The 13369-nt window shown below is 39.3% G+C and carries 12 protein-coding genes, 1 pseudogene and 1 other annotated feature; of the genes and pseudogenes, 5 read left to right on the top strand and 8 right to left on the bottom strand.

Features of this window, described 5'->3' with window-relative positions; all coding sequences use genetic code 11:
• Positions 1-4: 4 nt before the first annotated feature.
• Positions 5-652, bottom strand: a complete 648-nt coding sequence (locus tag IEX12_RS16155) for a hypothetical protein (RefSeq protein WP_088051348.1) — start codon at positions 650-652, stop codon at positions 5-7.
• A 746-nt stretch (positions 653-1398) separates the two neighbouring features.
• Here IEX12_RS16155 and IEX12_RS16150 point away from each other — a divergent pair.
• Both IEX12_RS16150 and IEX12_RS16145 read left to right on the top strand, forming a co-directional pair.
• Entirely contained in the window at positions 1399-1608 is a 210-nt protein-coding gene (locus tag IEX12_RS16150) for a hypothetical protein (protein ID WP_088051350.1), read from the top strand.
• 187 nt (positions 1609-1795) lie between these two features.
• Complete coding sequence (locus IEX12_RS16145; RefSeq protein ID WP_088051351.1) at positions 1796-2146, top strand: VOC family protein; 351 nt, start codon at positions 1796-1798, stop codon at positions 2144-2146.
• A gap of 113 nt (positions 2147-2259) precedes the next feature.
• Here IEX12_RS16145 and IEX12_RS16140 read toward each other — a convergent pair whose 3' ends face one another.
• The 5 genes and pseudogenes from IEX12_RS16140 to IEX12_RS23500 form a co-directional block, all read right to left on the bottom strand.
• Positions 2260-3018, bottom strand: coding sequence for a class I SAM-dependent methyltransferase (locus tag IEX12_RS16140; protein ID WP_088051352.1), 759 nt, complete (start codon positions 3016-3018; stop codon positions 2260-2262).
• A 40-nt stretch (positions 3019-3058) separates the two neighbouring features.
• Entirely contained in the window at positions 3059-3781 is a 723-nt protein-coding gene (locus IEX12_RS16135; RefSeq protein WP_088051353.1) for a hypothetical protein, read from the bottom strand.
• Positions 3781-4598: pseudogene (locus IEX12_RS16130) on the bottom strand (ATP-binding cassette domain-containing protein); the annotation flags it as partial. The gene IEX12_RS16135 and the pseudogene IEX12_RS16130, both read right to left, overlap by 1 nt.
• Before the next feature lie 215 nt (positions 4599-4813).
• The gene (ileS, locus tag IEX12_RS16120) at positions 4814-7906 is read right to left on the bottom strand and encodes an isoleucine--tRNA ligase (RefSeq protein WP_088051356.1); all 3093 of its coding nucleotides are present in this window, start codon (positions 7904-7906) and stop codon (positions 4814-4816) included.
• A gap of 52 nt (positions 7907-7958) precedes the next feature.
• Positions 7959-8211: a binding site (T-box leader), on the bottom strand.
• Positions 8180-8311 (bottom strand): hypothetical protein, encoded by a 132-nt coding sequence (locus tag IEX12_RS23500; protein ID WP_268811324.1) that lies wholly within the window; start codon positions 8309-8311, stop codon positions 8180-8182. Its footprint overlaps the feature before it by 32 nt.
• A 123-nt stretch (positions 8312-8434) precedes the next feature.
• Here IEX12_RS23500 and IEX12_RS16115 point away from each other — a divergent pair, with 123 nt between their 5' ends.
• Together IEX12_RS16115 and IEX12_RS16110 are read left to right on the top strand one after the other, a co-directional pair.
• Complete coding sequence (locus IEX12_RS16115) at positions 8435-10684, top strand: bifunctional 2',3'-cyclic-nucleotide 2'-phosphodiesterase/3'-nucleotidase (RefSeq protein WP_188725495.1); 2250 nt, start codon at positions 8435-8437, stop codon at positions 10682-10684.
• Between the two features lie 97 nt (positions 10685-10781).
• Positions 10782-11132: a DnaJ family domain-containing protein gene (locus tag IEX12_RS16110; protein WP_088053451.1), complete on the top strand. Its 351-nt coding sequence runs from the start codon at positions 10782-10784 to the stop codon at positions 11130-11132.
• Positions 11133-11165: 33 nt separating this feature from the next.
• Here IEX12_RS16110 and IEX12_RS16105 read toward each other — a convergent pair whose 3' ends face one another.
• Positions 11166-12017, bottom strand: coding sequence for a DUF72 domain-containing protein (locus IEX12_RS16105; protein ID WP_155555642.1), 852 nt, complete (start codon positions 12015-12017; stop codon positions 11166-11168).
• A gap of 161 nt (positions 12018-12178) precedes the next feature.
• A complete protein-coding gene (locus tag IEX12_RS16100; protein ID WP_088051358.1) occupies positions 12179-12760 on the bottom strand; it encodes an LOG family protein in 582 nt (193 codons plus the stop codon).
• An 85-nt stretch (positions 12761-12845) separates the two neighbouring features.
• Between IEX12_RS16100 and IEX12_RS16095 the strand changes: the two genes are divergently transcribed.
• Complete coding sequence (locus tag IEX12_RS16095; protein WP_102416065.1) at positions 12846-13163, top strand: MazG nucleotide pyrophosphohydrolase domain-containing protein; 318 nt, start codon at positions 12846-12848, stop codon at positions 13161-13163.
• Positions 13164-13369 lie beyond the last annotated feature (206 nt).

The following is a 13369-nucleotide window of genomic DNA, read 5'->3' as shown; positions in this document are numbered from 1 at the left end:
CTAGTCACCCTTTCGAATTAGATGGAAATATTGTATATGACCACGAATAAATAAAATCGGCGATAAAAGCAATCCCCCAAACCATCGAAATACCATAAATCGTCTCATTTGCATATGGTGTTTCCATAACATTTTCTGTACCGATCCAAGATAAATCCTTTATATATTCCAGGGATTGGGCTGCGCCACCGGTTCCGTAAATCCAGAACGCTATTTGAAAACCAACAAATACAATAAGATGTGCAATGGAACTCCAACGGTATTTTTTGGCCATATACTGTGGATCTTTCTGTCTATTCATGATTTCTATGTCCTTAGCTGAAAGAAGTTGGACATTGCGCCATCCTCCAATTACTTTACGCATCCAACGATCTAATTTCATAAAGTCAAAAATTCCAAACGTACACGCATATACTACAAAAACCGTAATAATGATTTGAAATTTTGATATTTCACCTGTCTCCCCATAGATAAACACTGCTAGTATAGCCTCGAGAACCAATAGTGCAACAAAACAAAAAAGGAACAACAGACTAACGTTACGCTTATCAAAAAGGTAACGTACAATCCCGAACAGAAGCAGGGAAGCAAAGGATAACACTTCTATTGCGATGAACAATTCCCATTGATAGGAAAGAATTAGATCCACCATTCGATCACCTACATTCATTATATACTGAGTATCTATTTACTTAGTATATAGATACTCAGTATATAAATCAAGATGAATTTTTATTTGTAATGCAAAAAATTTCAGCAAAAAAAGACTAAACCCGAACGGATCCAGCCTTGAATGAAGGTATTCTATTTTTATTCAAAGGAAGGTAGTAAAATTATTTGTTTGACCCAATCGTGAATCCCCTGTTTAAGAGGAACTTTGCTCCTTTTTAACTGGAATCATCATTACAAATTCTGGTTAGCTGAATATGGATCTTGATTCATCGGATATTTTTCGAAATGGGTTAAGTTATTTACATTGTTTCCCCGGTATTCCTCTTGCTCAATCCATTGATACAAATATTGGTACGACTTCTTAATGTTTTGGTGTTTATCGTGTTTACAGGTTGCGTAGGTTAAGGCAGGAACTGAGATAGTCACAGGATTAATATTTCATAACCGTACAATCTCGACTCCCATCGTTTCAAAATGATAGTCAAACGCAAAGATTTTATGAATTTGTTGTTCTTTGATCATTGCTACACTTAACGCATCACAATAAGAAATTTTGTGGTTTCTATATTGTTCAAGAAGTTGAAGTGTATTATTTCTGATTGTAGTGGTCACACCTGCAATAATAAATGAATATTTCAAAGAGACGGTTACTATATGAATAATTTTCTCACTTAAAATAGTATAAAAAACAGGGTGGTACAAAAGCTATTTGATGAGGTGAAAAAAATGCCAAGTAACCAAAAAAAGAAATTCCCAATCCCGACAAAAGCAAATACTGACGGTAAAATTAGTGTCAGTAGCGGGCTGGGGACAAATAATCCGCTGAATGAAGAGGATAATTTTGCGGGGGATTCGGTTGATGAGCATAAGGAATTGGAAGCGGCTAATGAAGTGATTGCGGAAAAGATTATATCACAGGTAAATAATAATTCTTAATACCCTGCGTTACCTAACTGAAAAAGTGGCATGAATTCATTTTCATACCACTTTTTTGTTATTGTTACATCGGGTTATTTAGCTCACGAAATAGAAAACATTTTATAAAGTTCGGACTTGTAAAAAGGAAATATGGAACCTCACGGCGAATTAACTATACATACAGTATTCTCTTGGGGGTTTTATCATGAATCCAATATTAAAACAAATTGGTGCAATTTTTATGCCCGTTAAAAATATAGAAGAAGCTCGCAAATGGTATTGTGATATATTAGGAATACCAGCAGATGGTAGGATAGTATTTGGACATTTATATATCATAACCATGAGCGGAACAGAGATTGTACTGGATAGCAAGATTTTTTCAAAGGATAATGTATTTAGAACCCCACCATTCCACTTTAATACCACCGATATCGAAAAAGCATATAAGTATATGAAGGGGAAGAATGTCGAAATTGTAACAGAAATTCAGTTCGATCAATGGTTTAATTTCAAAGACCCTGATGGAAACCATCTCATGATATGCCAGTGCTAAGCTTGGTTGTTACAGTTACCTTTTTCATGTTCAAAAAATAGTACCCTATTAGGAGAGCCTCTTAATAACTTCTTCTAAAGGGTACATATTATTTTCCAAACTTATTGGACACTTTACCGAACCTCTGCCTCAAACGTAATAACCTCATCAGCACCGGTTGGATATTTATCATATACATATCCGGATGAGCAATTGATGTTTATGAACCCCAGTTCTAATAAAATTGATCGGAATTCCTCAATCCCAAACCAAATTAAATTGAATTCCTGCAACTCTGTATCCATACATTTGCCATCCTTCCACTTTTCATATTTTAGATACGTTACTGTTTTTTGGTTAATCCAGTCCATAGCAATCGATTTTCTTTCGAGTGTAATTCCTTCTCCGTTTGACAAAGAAAATGCCTCCGTTGTTACTTCCCCAGCTTTGAAATCGTGTGGCAACAACAAATCAATAATAATGCGACCTCCAGGCTCCAGATGATCTTGGAATCTTCTCAGTACATTTATGACGTCTTCACGGTTATCAAGTAAACATAAAGACCCTGTAGGCATAACAATCGCTTTATATTTATTAGACAGTTGAAAATTCTCCAAACTTGCTTGATATAGTTGGGTTGCTAATCCTCGTTTTTTACAATGCTCCCTGCATACATTGAGCATATCCTTTGAGTAATCGATTCCATCAACGTTAAATCCTTGTTCTAATATCGGAATTAGAAATCTCCCCGTTCCAACACCCGCCTCCAGCACTCTTCCATCCATATGCCTTAGCCGTTCTATATAATATTCAATATCCCCACCAATGGACTTGCCAATCGGCTTTGTTAGGTTGTAGACTTCTGTACTCAATTTTCCATAATAACTGAACATTGTTTCTTCACTCCTTAATAGGCCATACCCAACCGTAATCTCAATGGGTTCCATTATTCATCACATTCCGCTTGCGAATTCGCATAACAAACAAAAAGAACAACACACCTGAGTATATTAATACATACATCCATTCCAGCAATAATCGTGCATTTATTAATAAGCTATCATCCCCTAGCAAATCAACAATCGAAAAGGCCGGGGGAATAACCCAAGTTATATAAGACATGAATTGGGGCAGAACACCTACCAGACCACCTTTTACCAGAGAAATAAGTAACACCAGGACAAGCAGCAGCCAGGAGCTAACTGTTTTCACCCGTGTCATCCAGCTAAGGTAAATGGTAATTGAAATGCTTAACATGGATATAAGCAAATGCGAACAAGCAGCAATGAAAATATCCTGCAATGTGACTGGACGATCAAACGCCCCAATCATGATCGGGTAGAAAATAGCAAAGGCGGATAACATCGAGATGATAACCAAGACCGATAAAATCATACTGCTGAATATCTTAATAACGCTTTTGGCATTGACAATTGTTATCTGTAACTGCACAGAATCTGTTGTTTGCATGATGGTTACCGACATCCAGGCTGAAATAAAATAAAGAACAGCACACGAAACCCCATAACTGCTTAAAACTGGATTTGGTGTATATGTGTAGGAAACGATCGTCCAAAGCAAGAAAAGGCATACAGGGGGAACAAACTGATATGATCGTATATAATCTTGCATGCAGTATTTCACTAAACTTTTCACTTTTTCACCTGCTTTTTCCCATTATCATTAGATCCCAGCATCGGCAACATATCCATCTGACGGGAGACAAATTGAATGGTTCCACCTAATGCAATGATCTCGCCAATTACCTCGTTACTTTTTACAGCATGTACCGAAATAATATGGGGCGATGAAGTCTGACAGACATGCTTCATAATGAATGGCGAACTGCTAACGAAGGATAAGAGAGCCTCGGTGGCACCTGAAAATTCGATTGTTCGATATTGGTTGTTTTCCCTGGACACCATTACTTCTTTTATGTTCTGTTGGGTTACATGAATGCTCCGATCAGCTAGTCTTTCAGCAAAAAACGACTCATGACAGGTAAAGATAATTGTTGTGCCTGCCTTTTTTAATTGGGTCAGAATGTCTACCAGCCTTTTCTGTGAATCAGGATCCAATCCCGATATCGGTTCATCTAGCAAAAGCAGCTCCGGATTAGGTAAAAGGGCTTGAATGATATTCACTTTTTGCTTGTTTCCTTTGGATAAATGCTGTATGCGGGTATGCTGATAGGAATCCAAACCAAATTGCTTCATAAGTTCTCCCCTGCGGATATTCAAAACATCAGCTGAAAGCCCTTGAATTTGACCCATATGCTGTAAATACTCTATTGGTGTAAAACGCAATGACTTAGGCGTCTGTTCCGGGACATAGCCAATATTTTGCGTGAATCGATTTTGACATTCCCCTTATTCGGAACCATTAAACCGGCGATGATTTTCAGCAACGTGCTTTTACCCGACCCGTTATCTCCAGTAATAGCAACACATTCACCATTCTTTAGGGATGTGGTCGCACCTTTAAATATGCATTTTTTATGTACTGAATAGTGGATATTTGTAAGTTCTAACATATTCACATTAGGCTCCTCTGAATCTCTCATATTTCCTCATATTGAAGCATTATTCCATATAATTAATTGCCTAAATAATATTATAATAAAAGCAAGGGTGCTTTAACAGTAGCACCCCCGGTTTTGATGAGGAACTATTCTATATTTGATTTTTATTAAAGAACAATTTCTATCCCAATCATTTCATTCTCAAGCTCAATATATTTCATATTTTGCTTTTTATTAAAGTTAATATTTTTCACCAACAGATTTTGTTCCAGTAGATCTCTAAATTGTTCAACAACATCCTTTAATGAATCACTCATGCAAAAGGTAAGGTCTACCCGCTTTTCGACAGGCAAATTCAATTCTTTACGGTACTGTTGAACAGCTCGAATGAGTTCACGAGCAAGACCTTCCCTACGGAGATCTTCGTTTATGTTTGTATTTAAGAAAACGGTATAGCGTTCATTAGAAGCCATTTCCATTCCCTGCTGCGCTGTTTGATTAATGAGTAAATCCTCTTTTTCAACACGAATGGACTCTCCCGATTGCATTTCCAATGCAACATACCCTTTACCTACCACGTCATTAGCTTCTTCCACTGACATCTGTTTTAAAGCCTTTTGAACAAATCCTACTTGCTTACCAAGCTTTGGACCCGCCGTTGGGAAGTTTAGTTTAATTTCATACTGAATATTTCCTCCAGCATGTTCTTGAAAATAAACCCGCTTAACATTAATTTCTTCCTCAATGATATAACGATATTTCGACAAAAAGTTTATGTCATTTTTTTCATCAACCACAATCAATTTAGATAGAGGCTGTTTTGTTTTAATATTCGAAGCGTTACGAGTATGGCGGGCAAGCTCAATAACCTGAAGAACTCCATCCATCTCCATCTCCAACTGTTCATCAATTAAGGCTTCATCCGGTACAGGGAAGTATTCTAAGTGTACACTTTTCCCCGTTAAATTGATGTGAATTTCCTCGGTAACAAAAGGTGTAAATGGAGCAAGTAGTTTGCTCGTTGTTGTTAATACCTCGTATAACGTATGATAAGCCGCTAGTTTATCATCATTCATTCCTTTACCCCAAAAACGGTCACGGGAGCGGCGGATGTACCAATTACTAATTTGTTCAACTAGTATAGATAATTCTCTTGCTGCAGGATTAAAATCATAGTTATCAAGATGTGCCGCTACACTTTTAGAAACAGAATGCAGGCGAGATAATATCCATTTATCCAACCATGACTTTTCACCTTGGGCATGCTTATTCGGATCGAATTGATCAATCTCCGCATAAAGCACGTAAAAAGAATGAATATTAATTAGTGTGTCAACTAGCTTGGACTTTGCTTGACTGACAATATTAGCTGAAAAACGCTTATTATTCCAAGGCGCACTATCAACAAGCAGTGCCCACCGCAACGCATCTGCCCCATATTTTTTCACAAGGTCCATTGGGTTAATAACGTTCCCTTTACTTTTTGACATTTTACGTCCATCTTCATCAAGGATATGTCCGAGCGAAAGAACACGTTTGTATGGTGCTTTTCCAGTATATAAAGAAGATACGGTGAGCAGGCTGTAAAACCAGCCACGCGTCTGATCCACACCTTCTACAATGACATCTGCAGGAAATTGTTTTTCGAATAATGCAGTATTCTCAAATGGATAATGATACTGCGCAAATGGCATCGAACCACTATCAAACCATACATCGATAACTTCCTTGGTACGAACCATATCTCCTTGGCAAGACGGACAAACAAGAATTATATCATCCACATACGGTTTATGAAGTTCTAACTCATCAGAAACTGGAAGCCTGGCATGTTTATTGAGGTCCTGAATACTATCAGGCGCATATTGATGGTTACAGTTCTTGCAAATCCAAACGTTGAGTGGTGTTCCCCAATACCGATTACGACCTAGATTCCAATCAACCATGTTCTCTAGAAAATTACCAAAACGTCCATGTTTCATATGCTCCGGGTGCCATTTAATGGTTTCGTTATTTTGGATGATCGTATCTTTTATTTCCGTCGTTTTGATAAACCAGCCTTCCGTTGCATAATAGATAAGCGGGGAATCACAGCGCCAACAGTGTGGATAGCTATGTTCGTATTTTTCTTTTGAAAATAATAAACCTTTGTCTGCCAGCATTTTAATTATCTGAACATCACAATCTTTGGCAAATTCCCCAGCTAAATCAGGAACTTCATCCGTATAGCGTCCTGACTGATCAACCACGTTAATAAAATCAAGCCCGTTTGCTCTCACAGCATTGTAGTCATCTTCTCCATGCGCTGGTGCGAGATGAACGATTCCGGTACCACTTTGGTCTGTAACAAAATCCGCCTCAATAACCTCATGCCCTCTTATTAGGTTCAAATAGTCAAAAGGAGCTTGATAGGTTAAGCCAACGAAGTCACTTCCTTTATGCATGCTAATAACCTCATATTCCTCATTGAATACCTGATCTGCCAAGTCTTTTGCAACAATATATAAGTCCGCTTCCTGCCTCACCTTTACATATTCCAAATCCTTATGGACAGCTAAAGCAACATTAGCAGGAAGTGTCCAAGGTGTTGTCGTCCAGCCCAAAAAATATTCATTATCGGTCCCATTAATTTGGAATTTAGCTGTTACGGACAGATCTTTTACGTCTTTGTATCCTTGTGCAACTTCGTGAGAACTTAAGGATGTTTGGCAGCTCGGACAATATGGCGTAACACGATGTCCCTGATCCAGCAGCCCTTTTTTGTGAATCGCAGAGAGGATATACCAAACACTTTCAATATATTCATTCCGTAATGTCACATATGGATCATCCATATCAACCCAATACCCAATAGCTTCTGTAAAAGAACGCCATTGCTTCTCATAATCAAAAACACTTCTTTTACATTCCTCAATAAATTTCTCTATACCATAATCTTCAATTTCTTTTTTTCCGGAGATGCCTATCTTTTTCTCAACACCGAGTTCAACTGGAAGACCATGTGTATCCCAGCCCGCTTTGCGGATAACCTGATAACCTTGCATTGTTTTATAGCGGGCAATGAAGTCTTTTATCACACGACCCAGCACATGCCCAGCATGAGGTAGGCCATTTGCTGTTGGGGGGCCTTCATAAAAGACAAAGGTTTCCGCTCCATCACGATTTGAAACAGACTTTTCAAACGTACTTTCAGCTTTCCACATATTGTTTACTCGCTTTTCACGCTGTTGGGGAAGCTCACTTATATCAACCTTTCTCATCATCTCACTCCTCGTTTGATTTTTTCATAAAAATACAAAAACCCGCCCCTAAAGTAGGGACGAGTTTAACCCGTGTTACCACCCTGATTCCGGAAATTACTTGTAATAAATGTGCCGGCACTCAAACAACGTACTATCATACGCGATCCTTGTAACGGCGGATCCCCGGAAAGGCTTAAAATGAATCTTCAGCTTTTCTTCTCGGAGAGGATTTTCAACATAAACTGAACATTGGTTTTCAGCAAAAGGCACCAACTCTCTGCAGAACAGGATTTATGCATACTCGTTCTCGTCAACGAATTTAATCGCTTTCATATTAAGATATAGCATATGCAGATAAATGTCAATCGATACACCTTCCATATTGCCAATTATCAAGCTTTTGTCTGAAACAGTTTTGTACAACAACCCCGTCCCCTTATTCTAAACCTAACGATTAATTCATTTAACCCATATCCATCGGCCTATTCCAATATGTCTAGCAATCCTTTAATCTAGTAATTGAAAAAACTTAAAGGGGGTTTCAGTATGGGAATTAGAAAAACAGGAAAAATTGCACTTATGCTTTTAGCAGCTCTGCTTGTATCTATACCACTTAGCAACAGCTCGGCAGATGCAGAAGAAGCTGGGGAAGGCACTGTTGACTTAAGACTCATGGAAACGACAGATATTCATGTCCATCTGGCAAACTATGACTATTATCAAGATAAGGAAACAAACGAATTTGGGCTAGCAATGACAGCAACGCTTATCAAGAAATCCCGAAGTGAAGTCAACAATAGCATGTTATTTGACAATGGTGACCTAATCCAAGGCAATCCTCTTGGGGACTATATCGCTCAAAAAGGCCTTGAAGAAGGAGAAGTGCATCCCGTCTATAAAGCAATGAATCTGCTAGATTATGATGCAGCAAATATTGGTAACCACGAATTTAATTATGGCATCGACTATTTGAAGGAAGCAACTGATGATGCTAATTTCCCATACGTCAATGCAAACGTCTATTATGATGACGGTGACGATGATCCAACCAACGATCAACCGTTTTTCGAGCCATACAAGATTTTGCCTAAACAAGTGGTAGATTCAAACGGTAACACCCAAACGATTAATGTTGGGATCATCGGCTTTGTTCCACCACAAATCATGCAATGGGACAAAACAAACCTTGAAGGGAAAGTAATTACCAAAGATATCTATAAAACAGCACAAAAATATATTCCGGAAATGAAGGAACAAGGTGCTGATATTATCGTTGCAATTCCACACTCCGGGCTTGGATCGGTTGAATTAAAGGAACGTGAGGAAAATGCCACTTACAACTTAACTGAAGTAGAAGGCATTGATGCTATTATGTTTGGTCATGCCCACGAAGCCTTCCCGAGTGAAACATTTGCGGGAATCCCAGGAGTCAACCTGGAAAAAGGAACACTCAATGGTGTACCTTCTGTTGAGGCAGGTTTTTGGGGAAACCATTTAGGGATTATTGATCTGAAGCTCCAGCAAAATGGCGACAGCTGGGAGGTTATTGATTCCAGCGCTGAAGTTCAAGCAATTTACGACGAAAATACCGGTGAAGCACTTGTTGAAGCCGATCAGGGAATTCTAGACGCCATTTCAGAAGACCACCAGGCAACTCTTGACTATATTCGCTCTCAGGTCGGTGAAACAACTGCACCAATTTACAGCTACTTTGCACTTGTCAAAGACGATCCGTCGGTACAAATTGTAGCCAACGCACAAAAATGGTACACAGAACAAGCAGTAAAGGAAACCGAATATGAAGGATTGCCAATTTTATCCGCAGCTGCACCATTTAAGGCTGGCGGTCGAGGCGGCGCTGGCTACTATACGTATATTCCAGAAGGGCCGATTGCCATTAAAAACGTAGCTGACCTTTATGTTTATCCAAACACTTTGAAGGTCGTGAAAATCAATGGGGAACAAGTTCGTGAATGGTTAGAGATGGCTGCTGGACAGTTTAATCAAATCGACCCGAATGCGTCAGAGGAACAATCTTTAGTTAACAATGACTTTCCAACGTACAATTTTGATGTTATCGATGGGGTCACCTATAAAATCGATGTTACGGAACCAACCCGCTATAACCGTGATGGGGAGTTAATCAATCCAGAGGCCCATCGCATTGTAAACTTACAATACAACGGTGAGGCCGTTCAAGACGATCAGGAATTTCTTGTTGCAACAAATAACTATCGTGCTGGTGGAGGAGGTAACTTCCCGAATTTAGATGGCAGCCAAATTGTCCTTTCTCCACAGGCGGAAAACCGGCAGGTAGTGATCGACTATATTCAAACGAATGGCACGATTGATCCATCAGCGGATAGCAATTGGTCATTTGCACCGATTGAAGGTAATGCACAGCTAACATTCCAATCTTCACCGGATGCCCAGCAATTCATCCAGCAAGATGGGAATATCGCTTATCTCGGTGAGGGGACAGACGGTTTTGCCAAATACGCGCTTGATCTATCAGAGGCCGAAGAAACTGTGACACTTTCGTCAATTAAACAAGATGTTGCGGATTATGTACAATCTGGTGATATTAATCATCCATTAGCTGTTAAGCTGACAAACAAACTGAAACAAGCAGAACATCAACTAAATAAAGGCCATCATCATCAAGCTGTTAAAAAGATGGAAGGGTTCTTGAAACATTTGAACAAAAAGGCGATGGATAAATTCATCACTAAAGAAGCGAAAGAAGGCTTGAATAATTCAGTTGAGGTTTTACTTAACGACTGGAGAAACAATTAACAGTAAAGATCCAATTTATTATTTAAAAACCCTGTGGTATGATGAAGCCACAGGGTTTTTTACATGCGTTTTAAAACAAAGAAGGCAGGTGAGTCCGATGTATATGTTTGTCGAGGAGAGAATTAAAGATTCCATTGACAAGGGGGAATTCGATAATCTTCCCGGAAAAGGAAAACCGCTGAATCTAAAGGATGATTTACCAGGTATGCGACCGGAAATAAAAATGGGTTATCGAATGCTGAAAAACGCCGGATATGTAACGGAGGAGGCAAAAGACAGCAAAAATAATATGAGTATGAATGATCTTTTAACCATAGCAACCGGTAAAACCCATAAGAGCGATGTACAAAGCAAACAGAAATTTGATGAATTTGTTCACGAAAGGAAATTGCATCAAAATAAGAGGTTTATCGCTTATGCCAAAAAGATTTACCGAAAATTATTTTAAATCCTGCCAGGCTACGGTAATTTCCCCCACCGCTCAGAACAAATTCAATTGCCTTGGGGAAAGTCCTTCATATTCGATACCCAGCATTTTTTGAAATTCCTTAGCATTACCTGCTGCGTCTCCACCAGAGTTATTGTTAAATAGAACAATGATATCGTTGGTATCTTTTGATAGGTTAATGATTCTGTTTTTCCATTCTAAAAGCTCCTTACGATTGTATTTATATAAATAGCGAACCTCCCGCCAATTCGTATCAGTCCCGTTCGGTTTATTCCACCCATGCACATTTCTCCCATGCATCCGTACTAATGTCATGTTTCCATTCGTTGTCACAGGCACAATAGGAATCGATCCGTCACCAGCTTGTGGCTCATCAGCGATGGAATGGATCCAACCCTCCTGTTTCATAAAAGAAAGTGTATTATCACGGTACGCGTCACTAAACCAGGATTGGTGGCGAAACTCAAGCGCAACCGGGATATCCCCCATCATTTGCTTACAATACCGCAAATAATCGACATTCGCTTTTTTGCAATCAAACCATGGCGGGAATTGAAATAGCACCATCGCTAGCTTGTTTGCATCTTGGAATGGCTTCAGAGAATCTTTAAACGCCTGGAACATCTCCGCTTTTGTAACAAACGGTATATCCCCACGCTGATGCCCCGTCATTCCTTGATACGCCTTCACAACAAAGCGGAAATTTCCCGGTGTTTCCTTCACCCACTTTAACGTGTTACGGGCGGGCTGTACCGCGTAAAAGGATGCATCTACCTCCACAACTGGAAAGTGACTGCTATATTCAGGTAATTTATCTTTTCCTTTCGTTTGATTTGGGTACAGGGAATAATGGTCTCCCCATCCTGTTAAGCCTATATAAATCATCAGGTTCCCTCCTTTTAACATTTTAGCACAGGGTTAGGGAATACTGGGAGTTTGTAAATGGTACGAACTATTTTTATAAGGACTTTCATAACCGGCTTTAGCCCTACTTGATTTGACGTATTGTGGCCGCTCGATTTTTATATCTAATCAAGTACCAGAAACTATGTTTGATCTTTTTTAAAATATGTCTTAACAGCTGGTGGTTGATAAGTATAAAACTTATCAATTAAAGCCTCTGGGAAGGTATCCACAATTGCCATGGAACGATATTTTTCGTGTAGAAATTGCTGGTCTGCCATATGGTTGAAGAGTGACACAAGAGGGTCATAATAGTGATTAATGTTTAAAAGCCCACACGGTTTTTGGTGCACCCCCAGCTGAGCCCAGGTGAAGATTTCCATAAATTCCTCTAACGTACCCGGCCCACCTGGTAAAGCAATAAAACCATCCGCTAAATCAGCCATTTTAGTCTTACGCTCATGCATAGACTCAACAACAAATAATTTCGTTAAATTAGGATGTGAAATTTCCCGATCCTCCAGCATTTTAGGGATTACTCCAATAACTTCTCCGCCGTTATCTAAGACAGCGTCTGCTAATGCTCCCATAATTCCAACACTTGCCCCGCCATACACAAGTGTGAGTTCTCTTCTTGCCAGCTCTTTTCCTAACTGTATAGCGCCTTCCTTATATAAATCAGTTGCTCCATAGCTTGACCCACAAAAAATAGCTAAACTTTTCAATAATATCTCCTCCATCATTCCAATCATCTGTTATCATTATATAGATTCCCTTACAAAACTTAAAATCAAAATGAGGAGGCTAATAATGAACTTAACCGAATTTCAATCATGGGTCAAGGAATATTACGAAGCTAATGGCTGGTCCGATCTTGATATATTTATACGAATAGGTTTTCTAGCTGAAGAAACAGGAGAAGTTGCAAGGGCAATAAGGGCTTTGGAAGTTGGACGCGATAGACCCGATGAATTGGAAGGGACCTCCGAAGAACTAAAACGCGAATTGGTTGAAGAACTAGGCGATGTTTTAGGGAATATCATTGTTATTGCAAATAAATATGACATCACCCTTGAAAATATATTTGAATCTCACCGGGGCAAACTGCAAAAAAAGGTATCAAGGTAACTGACCATTTGTTTTCATATACTGATGAACAGCAAGCGCCCGTTTAGCGACGTATGGAGTGCGCCCTGCCAAGCAGGGTGGTTCGGTGTTGCTGCACAAAGCAGCGGTCTTAACCGAACATTCCTACCGTAGGAGATAAAGGAAACATGCCACTAAAAAAGGGGTAGACGTGAGTTGGACGCAAAGTCCGCTTTTAGTCGGCCTTC

This window comes from Lentibacillus populi, assembly GCA_014642895.1.
Lineage (GTDB): Bacteria > Bacillota > Bacilli > Bacillales > Amphibacillaceae > Lentibacillus_C > Lentibacillus_C populi.
The sequence above is the reverse complement of the archived record's forward strand: the minus strand, read 5'-3'. Positions and strand labels throughout refer to the sequence as shown.

Coding starts and splice junctions, on each gene's coding strand:
- IEX12_RS16155 (WP_088051348.1), bottom strand. CDS start 652: ATGGTGGATCTAATTCTTTCCTATCAATGGGAATTGTTCATCGCAATA.
- IEX12_RS16150 (WP_088051350.1), top strand. CDS start 1,399: ATGCCAAGTAACCAAAAAAAGAAATTCCCAATCCCGACAAAAGCAAAT.
- IEX12_RS16145 (WP_088051351.1), top strand. CDS start 1,796: ATGAATCCAATATTAAAACAAATTGGTGCAATTTTTATGCCCGTTAAA.
- IEX12_RS16140 (WP_088051352.1), bottom strand. CDS start 3,018: ATGTTCAGTTATTATGGAAAATTGAGTACAGAAGTCTACAACCTAACA.
- ileS (WP_088051356.1), bottom strand. CDS start 7,906: ATGAGAAAGGTTGATATAAGTGAGCTTCCCCAACAGCGTGAAAAGCGA.
- IEX12_RS16115 (WP_188725495.1), top strand. CDS start 8,435: ATGGGAATTAGAAAAACAGGAAAAATTGCACTTATGCTTTTAGCAGCT.
- IEX12_RS16110 (WP_088053451.1), top strand. CDS start 10,782: ATGTATATGTTTGTCGAGGAGAGAATTAAAGATTCCATTGACAAGGGG.
- IEX12_RS16105 (WP_155555642.1), bottom strand. CDS start 12,017: ATGATTTATATAGGCTTAACAGGATGGGGAGACCATTATTCCCTGTAC.
- IEX12_RS16095 (WP_102416065.1), top strand. CDS start 12,846: ATGAACTTAACCGAATTTCAATCATGGGTCAAGGAATATTACGAAGCT.